This is a genomic window from Tissierellales bacterium (assembly GCA_025210965.1).
In the GTDB taxonomy this organism is placed as follows: Bacteria; Bacillota; Clostridia; order Tissierellales; family JAOAQY01; genus JAOAQY01.
The window spans coordinates 1-8,738 of the sequence record JAOAQY010000064.1 but is presented as its reverse complement, the minus strand read 5'-3'; the positions used below and the strand labels follow the sequence as shown (position 1 = coordinate 8,738).

The following is an 8,738-nucleotide window of genomic DNA, read 5'->3' as shown; positions in this document are numbered from 1 at the left end:
CAAAATCTTGTCGGCAGGCGATAAATCAGCCACACCAGCGACGATAATAGCTGGGGTAATACATCCTACAATCATTGCCACAACGTGCTGTAAGCCTAGTGGAATGATTTTCTTAAGAGATGGTTTCCCATCATAACTAAAAACTGCTGCATCTTGATTAGTAGAACTCATAAAAAAAGACCTCCTTATGGACACAAAAGAAATAGTTCGAATATTCAATAATTACTGGTTAAAAAAATAATTAATTTAAAAGGTAACTACTCTAAAAAGCAAATACTAGAATAACTACAACAAATACTAGTAAAAAACTAGTTAAAAAACTATCAATCGAGAACAGAACTATCCCAAACACCCCCATGTTAAAGCATCCACATCCAATAAAGGACAACACAAGGGAAAGTATCCCCTGTGTGATAGACTACACACAGGGAAAACAGCACCCCTCATGTCGTCCTAAATCCCAAACATCCAATTTCTAATCTTTAGCTTTTATTTCAAGTGTTTTGCCTGTATTTCAAATTTTAGCGTCTCAACTATAATGTCAAAATGGTTCTTAAAAAGCGATAATCATACTTAGCTTTTTAGCTTTCTTAGTTTTCTTAGCTTTCTTAGCTTTATTACTTAACTCTTCTTGCTTTTCCGCTATTTTCAAGCATTGCAAGAACTTCTTGAGGATTCTTGATCTTGCTAAGGAAGATCATAGAAGCGATAGCATATGGCTTGAAGCTAGCTTGTTTGTAAAGTGGTTTTCTGTATCTATCAAATACAGAAGCTTCTACTTCACCTTCTTCACAGCTAGTGCCAGTGATATCAGCAGGTAAGCAGTGTAAATAAAGAGCTTTACCGTCTTTTGTAGTTTTCATAAGCTCTTCAGTACATTCCCAATCTTTGTGATTAGCATTTTGAGCAAGCAATTCTTTTTCAAGAGCATCTATGCCAGCTTGGTCGCCTTTAGCGTATAGATCAGTACGTTTTTCCATAGCAACAAATGGAGCCCAGCTCTTTGGATAAACGATATCAGCGTCTTTGAAAGCTTCTTCCATAGAATTAGTTTTAGTGAAAGAACCACCAGACTCTTTAGCATTTTTCTTAGCAACTTCTTCAACATCGCTCATTACTTCGTATCCTTCAGGATGAGCTAATACTACATCCATACCGAAACGAGTCATAAGGCCGATAACACCTTGAGGTACAGAAAGTGGTTTACCATAAGATGGAGAGTAAGCCCATGTCATAGCAAGTTTTTTACCCTTAAGATTTTCAACTCCGCCAAACTCATTGATAAGGTGAAGCATATCAGCCATACATTGAGTTGGGTGGTCGATATCACATTGTAAGTTAACTAGAGTAGGTCTTTGCTCTAAAGTACCTTCTTCATTACCAGATTTAACAGCTTCAGAAACCTCTCTCATGTAAGCATTTCCTTTGCCAATATACATATCATCACGAATACCGATTACATCAGCCATGAAAGAAATCATGTTAGCAGTTTCACGAACAGTCTCACCATGTGCGATTTGAGATTTACCTTCTTCCAAATCTTGAACTTCAAGTCCTAATAGATTACAGGCAGAAGCATAGCTAAAGCGAGTACGAGTAGAATTGTCTCTAAATAGTGAAATACCAAGTCCACTGTCAAAAAGTCTAGTAGAGATATTGTTTGATCTAAGAGTTCTAAGAGCTTCAGCTACAGTAAAAGTTGCTTCGATTTCATCATCAGTTTTCTCCCAAGTTAAAAGGAAGTCATTGTTGTGCATGTTTTCAAAATTCAATTTGTTTAATTTTTCGATATACTTGTCCATTAAAGCCATAATAGTCATCTCCTCTATATTTAAATGATTAATTTTTAACGATTTATTAGTTTAAAAAGCTCGCCAGCGTAGCTAATTTGAAACTAGTGGCGAGCACCTATTTCTATTTATTGTTTTTGCAATAAGTAGTAGGAAGAGCAGCGTAAACAGCAGCGCATCTTACTAAATCTTCTTTCCAAGTCTTTTCATTTGGAGCATGAGCTTCCTCTTCTTTACCAGGACCAAAACCGATGCAAGGAATTCCATATCTACCCATGATAGAAACACCATTTGTAGAGAATGTCCATTTATCAACTACAGGCTCGCCGTACATACCTTTGTAAGCTTCGACCATAGCTTGAGTTTGAGGAGCATCTTCTGGGATAACCCAAGTTGGGAAATAGCAATCAGTAGGATAAACTAAGCCAGTATAGCTTGGACGATCATACTTGTACATAGTTACCTCTGCATTGTATTTCTTAGCGAATGGAAGATTTCTAACTTCTTCAAGAGCTGACTCATAAGTCTCGCCATCAGTTAATCTACGGTCAAGAGAAACAGCACACATATCTGCTACAGCGCAGCGTGATGGAGAGTTGAAGAAAATTTCAGAAACAGTGATAGTACCTTTTCCAAGGAATGGATCTACGTGAAGTTTTTCATTTAAATCACGAACTTCTTGAAGGATATCTGCCATTTTATAAATAGCATTGTCTCCACGCTCAGGAGCAGAACCATGGCAAGAGATACCCTTAACTTCAGCTCTGATTTCCATACGTCCACGATGACCTCTATAAATATTTCCGTTAGTAGGCTCTGTGATAACGACAAATTCAGGAGTTACCTTGTCTTCGTTGTGGATATATTGCCAGCAAAGACCGTCACAGTCTTCTTCTTGAACAGTACCAGTTACAAGTACTTGATAATCATCATTTAAAAGACCCATGTCTTTCATGATTTTAGCGCCGTAAGTAGCAGAAACGATACCACCTAATTGGTCAGAAGCACCGCGGCCACCGATTTCAGTTTCATTTTCATAACCTTTGTATGGGTCGAACTCCCAGTTACCCATTTCACCAAGACCAACAGTATCGATGTGAGCATCGTATGCAATCAAAGTTTTACCAGAACCCATGTAACCAAGAACATTACCCATTTTGTCGATTTCTACCTTGTCAAAACCAAGCATTTTCATTTCTTCAGCGATTCTATTGATTACGCCTTCTTCCTCAGCACTTTCACCAGGAATAGCAATCAAATCTCTCAAGAATTTAGTCATATCCTTTTCATAACCTTCAGCTTTAAGCTTAATACCATTAAAATCCATCATTATTTCCTCCTTAGAAATTTCCAAAAATTTTATAGAGATCTATTAAAGTAATTAATATTTAAACTAAAATTCAGAACATTGTCCTTTCCAAACTATATTCTTATATATTTCAGGGTCAGTATCGCCCTCAGTAGAGAAAAGCACTACCCTAGAATTTTCATCAAGTTTTAGAGCTGCTTTTAAATCTTTTAAAGATTCATTTGTCATGATTTCATAAAGCATACCCATAGTAACTGCACCAGATTCACCAGAAACTACTTTTTCATCGCCTCTAAAAGGTGCTGCTAATATTCTCATACCATTAGCAGATATAAAATCAGGACAAGAGATGAAGAAAGAACTATTATTTTTTAGGATATCCCAAGATATCGTATTAGGTTCACCACATGCAAGTCCAGCCATTATAGTTTGCATATCGTCATCTACTATTCTGATGTTTCCATCCTTAGCAGCAGCAGAACGATATATACAATCTGCTTTATTTGGCTCTACTACAGTAACAATAGGTGGATTCTCAGGATAAGCATTTGCAAAGAAACCTTGAACTGCACCTGCTAGAGAACCAACACCCGCTTGAATAAATACATGAGTAGGTCTTTGGCATCCATAGCCATGAAGCTGATCATTAGCTTCTTTTGCCATAGTGCCATAACCTTGCATAATCCAAGTTGGAAGCTTTTCATAACCTTCCCAAGCAGTATCTTGAACTACTACTGAATTAGGAACTTTAGCAGACTCAGCTACGGCAATCCTTACACACTCGTCGTAATTAACTTCTTCTATAGTAGCTGTTGCATTTTCTTTTTGTATATTTTTAAGTCTAGTTTCAGAAGAACCCTTTGGCATGTAAACAACAGATTTTTGACCTAATTGATTAGCAGCCCAAGCAAGTCCACGGCCATGATTACCATCTGTTGCAGTGTAGAAAGTAGTTTGACCAAACTCTTTTTTTAGTTCATCAGAAACTAAATAATCATAAGACATATCTGATATATCTTTATTCAATCTTTCAGCGATGTATCTTCCGATAGCATATGAACCACCAAGCACTTTAAATGCATTTAGTCCAAATCTATAAGATTCATCTTTCACATATAAATTTTTAAGTCCCAAAAACTCAGCCATATTATCAAGTTTTGCTAGTGGAGTTTCACTGTATTGTGGAAAACTCTTGTGAAAAGCAAAAGCCTCAGCCACGTGTTTTTCAGACATTAGTTCTAATTGTTTGTTTTCTGTTTTGGGAAGCTCATTTGCAACCCATTTTAAATCGTTCATATCAAAACCTCCTAAAAGAATATGAAAATGAAACTGCTAGAATTTTTAAAATATTTCTTGAATTCAGTATAGCACAAAAAAATTGGAAATCAATAACTTTTTACAAAAAAATTTTTTTCTTACAAAAATTTTTTTAAAAATCAATTGACTACATTAACGGCACAATGATAGAATGAAATTAGAAAAGTAAGAATTGTTACTCAATTTGGTAATCTTAATAATAAATGGCTTTTGTATTTATATGATTAAGTGCTTACTTAAACTACTTGTGGGAGGTTTGTATATGATAATCATAGGAAATGGAAAGGTACTTACTAGAGATGCTGACAATACATTTTTGGAAGACGGAAGTGTATGTGTAGAAGGTAATGTAATAGTCGACATTGGAAGTACTAAAGAGATGCAAGAGAAGTACAAAGATGCAGAATTTGTAGATGCAAAAAAAGGAGTAATAATGCCAGGTATGATAAATACCCATCATCACATCTACAGTTCATTTGCTAGAGGAGCTGCTATAAATGGCTACAACCCTCAAAATTTCAATGACATATTAGAGGGAATGTGGTGGAAAATAGATAGACTTCTAACACTAGAAGATACTAAATACAGTGCATATGCAACATATTTAGATTCAATCAGAAATGGTGTTACGACAGTATTTGACCATCATGCTAGTTTTGGCTCTATAGAAGGCAGTTTATTTGAAATATCAGATGTAGCAAAAGAATTAGGAATCAGAACATCACTTTGCTATGAAGTATCTGACAGAGATGGCGAAGAAAAAATGAAAGCATCAGTTAAAGAAAACGTAGACTTCATGAAACACGCCAAAAAAGATGAGACAGATATGCAAAAAGGTATGATGGGACTTCACGCATCATTTACTGTAAGCGACAAGACATTAGAGCATTGTGCTAATAGCATGCCATATGATGGTGGATATCATGTTCACACTGCAGAAGGTATAGGCGATGTACATGCTTGTCTTAAAGAACACAACAAGAGAATAGTAAACAGATTCTTTGATTTTGACATATTAGGAAAGAAAACAATAGCAGTTCACTGCATACACACAAATCCTAATGAAATGGAGCTAATCAAGGAAACCGATACAATGGTAGTTCACAACCCAGAATCAAACATGGGAAATGCAGTAGGATGCACTCCAGTATTAGAATTTGCTAAGAGAGGTCTTACGGTTGGAATGGGAACAGATGGATACACTAGCGATATGTTTGAATCTATGAAAGTAGCAAATGTGCTTCACAAACATCACAATTGCGACCCTACAGTAGCTTGGGGCGAAGTTCCACAAATGCTATTTGAAGGCAATCAAAAAATAGTAAATAGATTCTACGAAAAACCACTAGGTGTACTTGAAAAAGGTGCATATGCAGACGTAATAGTAGCAGATTACGATCCACTAACACCATTTAATGCTCAAAACGCAAACTCACACATACTATTTGGATTCTCAGGTAGATCTGTAACTCACACTATGATCAATGGTAAATTAGTAATGAAAGATAGAGTGATACTAGGAGTAGATACAGAGCGTATAATGGCAAAATGTAGAGAAAACGCATCTGAACTATGGAATAGAATCAACGCATAATAGATCCAAATAAGACGCCAAGCTTATAAAAACTAGGTGGAATCAAAAGACTATATATATAGGAAGAAAAATTTAGGAGGGGACCTTAATATGGGCGATAGAATGACACCGATCCCATTCGATCAATTGATGGGATGGATACTTGAAGAAAATGAGAAGTACGGAAAAATATTTGGAGTAAACCACACATTCAAAAGTGAAGATGGAAAAAAACTAGAATTATTTGGAGAAAAAATAGAAACTCCTTACGGACCAGCTGCAGGTCCACATACACAGCTTGCACAAAACATCATAGCAGCATATGTAACCGGAAGTAGATTTTTTGAACTTAAGACAGTACAGACATTAGATGGAGAAGACTTGCCAGTTTCTAAGCCATGTATCAATGCCTCAGATGAGTGTTACAACGTAGAGTGGTCTACAGAACTCACTGTCCCACAAGCATTTGATGAGTACGCTAAAGCTTGGTTTGCACTTAAACTACTTTCAAAAGAATTTGGATTTGGGGATCCAGATGGATTCGTATTCAACATGAGTGTTGGATATGACTTTAAAGGAATTACATCGGAAAAAATAGACAGATTCATAATGTCATTAAAAGAAGCTAAAGATACAGAAATTTGGAATGTCTGTAAAAACTGGGCACTCGAGCACATAGGAGAATTTAAAAATATAGACAAAAACTATGTAGAGACTATATCTTCAGAGATTTGTAGATCAATAACTCTTTCTACACTCCACGGATGTCCAGCATCAGAAATCCAAAAAATAGCAGAGTATTTGATATCGAAAAAAGGATTAAATACATTTGTAAAATGTAATCCTACGCTGCTTGGATATGAATTTGCTAGAGAAACACTAGACAAAATGGGCTATGACTATATCTCATTTGACGACCATCACTTCAAAGAAGACTTGCAATACGCAGATGCAGTGAAAATGATAAAAGAAATGCAAGAGTTAGCGAGCAAGAACGGAGTAATATTTGGAGTAAAACTTACAAATACATTCCCAGTAGAGATCAAAAGAGATGAGCTTCCAGGTGAAGAAATGTATATGTCAGGTAAGACACTTTACCCACTTACTACAGAACTTGCAAGAAGATTATCAAAAGAATTCGATGGAAAAATCAAAATATCATACTCTGGTGGAGCGGACTTTTTCAATATAGACAAATTATTTGACACTGGAATTTGGCCTATAACTATAGCAACTACACTTCTTAAAAACGGTGGATATCAAAGAGGCGTTCAAATAGCTAAAAAATTAAAAGCTATGGATTATGCAAGTAAATACGAAATGGACAATGATAAATTACAATCATTAGCAAATCAGACACTAGAAGATGAAAAACACAAGAAAGCTATAAAACCTATTCCTAGAAGAAAACTAGATACAAAAGTACCTCTAGTGGATTGTTTCATAGCATCATGTAAAGAGGGATGTCCTATACATCAGGATATACCAGAATACATTCATTTAGTAAGTGAAGGAAAACACTATGAAGCGCTAAAAGTAATTACAAAGAAAAACCCACTTCCATTTATCACAGGAACTATTTGTAGTCACGCATGTATGAACAAATGTAGCAGACAATTCTGCGACGAATCAGTTCATATTAGAGATATAAAATTAGAGGCTGCAAAAGGAGCATATGATAAACTACTAGGTGAAATCAAAAAAGGAAGCCAAAAGGGAAGTAGCGTAGCAATCATAGGTGGCGGAACTACTGGTATAGCAGCATCACACCTTCTTGCTAGAGAGGGAATGAAAGTTACTGTATTTGAAAAGAAAAATGAACTAGGCGGAATCGTAAGACAGGTAATTCCTGAATTTAGAATAGGAAGCGAATCAATCGCAAACGATATAAAACTTGCAGAAAAATTGGGAGTAGAATTCGTTACAGGTTCAGAACAAAATTCTGTAAAAGATTTGAAAGCTAAAGGATTTGATCATGTTATATTTGCTATAGGAGCTTGGAAACCTGGAAGAGTGAGACTTGAAGGTCAAGACCCTATGAATGTAATAGAATTCTTAGAGAAGATAAAAAATACTCCAAGTGAAATGAATCTTGGCAAAAACGTAGCAATCATAGGTGGTGGAAACACAGCTATGGATGCTGCTAGAGCTGCTAAGAGAGCAAATGGAGTAGAGAATGTATCTCTAGTTTACAGAAGAACTAAAAAATACATGCCAGCAGATGCTGAAGAATTAGGTCTTGCACTAGAAGATGGAGTTGAATTCAAAGAATTATTATCTCCAATTCGCTATGAAAATGGCAAGTTAACTTGTGAGATAATGAAACTTGGAGACTTAGATGAAAAAGGCAGAAGAAGACCAGTTGGAACAGGTGAAAATAAAGAGCTTGAAGTAGACACTCTAATAGCAGCTGTTGGAGAGAAAATAGATACAGACCTATACACTAAAAACGGCATAGAACTAAACGAAAAAGGATTTGCTAGAGTAGATGCAAATAGTTTAGAGACAAATGTAGAAAATGTATACGTAGCAGGAGATGGATTAAACGGACCAGCTACAGTAGTTGAAGGTATAGCTGATGCAACAAAAATAGCTAGAGTAATAGTAGAAAAAACTGAAAACAGAGCTATGGACTTATCAGTAGAAAAAATTCAAGGAACTAGAGCAGATGCTATTTCTAGAAAGGGAATATTAGAAATGGGTCAAGCTAGCGGAGAATGCAATAGATGTCTTCAATGTTCTACTGTAT

At 35.9% G+C, this 8,738-nt stretch carries 5 protein-coding genes; 2 read left to right on the top strand and 3 right to left on the bottom strand.

What is annotated here, in order from left to right:
* Positions 1 to 617: 617 nt before the first annotated feature.
* From ygeW to dpaL, 3 genes are all read right to left on the bottom strand, one after another.
* On the bottom strand, positions 618 to 1,811 hold the full coding sequence (gene ygeW / locus N4A40_04390; protein MCT4661079.1) for a knotted carbamoyltransferase YgeW: 1,194 nt from the start codon (positions 1,809 to 1,811) through the stop codon (positions 618 to 620).
* Between the two features lie 103 nt (positions 1,812 to 1,914).
* Positions 1,915 to 3,120 carry a YgeY family selenium metabolism-linked hydrolase gene (locus tag N4A40_04385; protein MCT4661078.1) on the bottom strand — a complete coding sequence of 402 codons (1,206 nt, stop codon included), beginning with the start codon at positions 3,118 to 3,120 and terminating at the stop codon, positions 1,915 to 1,917.
* 63 nt (positions 3,121 to 3,183) lie between these two features.
* Positions 3,184 to 4,395 carry a diaminopropionate ammonia-lyase gene (dpaL, locus tag N4A40_04380; GenBank protein MCT4661077.1) on the bottom strand — a complete coding sequence of 404 codons (1,212 nt, stop codon included), beginning with the start codon at positions 4,393 to 4,395 and terminating at the stop codon, positions 3,184 to 3,186.
* A 283-nt stretch (positions 4,396 to 4,678) separates the two neighbouring features.
* Between dpaL and ssnA the strand changes: the two genes are divergently transcribed.
* Together ssnA and ygfK are read left to right on the top strand one after the other, a co-directional pair.
* Positions 4,679 to 6,010 (top strand): putative aminohydrolase SsnA, encoded by a 1,332-nt coding sequence (gene ssnA, locus N4A40_04375; GenBank protein MCT4661076.1) that lies wholly within the window; start codon positions 4,679 to 4,681, stop codon positions 6,008 to 6,010.
* Positions 6,011 to 6,100: 90 nt separating this feature from the next.
* Positions 6,101 to 8,738: putative selenate reductase subunit YgfK (ygfK, locus tag N4A40_04370; protein MCT4661075.1), on the top strand; the 2,638-nt coding region annotated here is incomplete at its 3' end.

Excerpts from the sequence above, each read along its gene's own strand:
- ygeW (MCT4661079.1), bottom strand. The coding sequence starts at position 1,811 with ATGGCTTTAATGGACAAGTATATCGAAAAATTAAACAAATTGAATTTT.
- N4A40_04385 (MCT4661078.1), bottom strand. The coding sequence starts at position 3,120 with ATGATGGATTTTAATGGTATTAAGCTTAAAGCTGAAGGTTATGAAAAG.
- dpaL (MCT4661077.1), bottom strand. The coding sequence starts at position 4,395 with ATGAACGATTTAAAATGGGTTGCAAATGAGCTTCCCAAAACAGAAAAC.
- ssnA (MCT4661076.1), top strand. The coding sequence starts at position 4,679 with ATGATAATCATAGGAAATGGAAAGGTACTTACTAGAGATGCTGACAAT.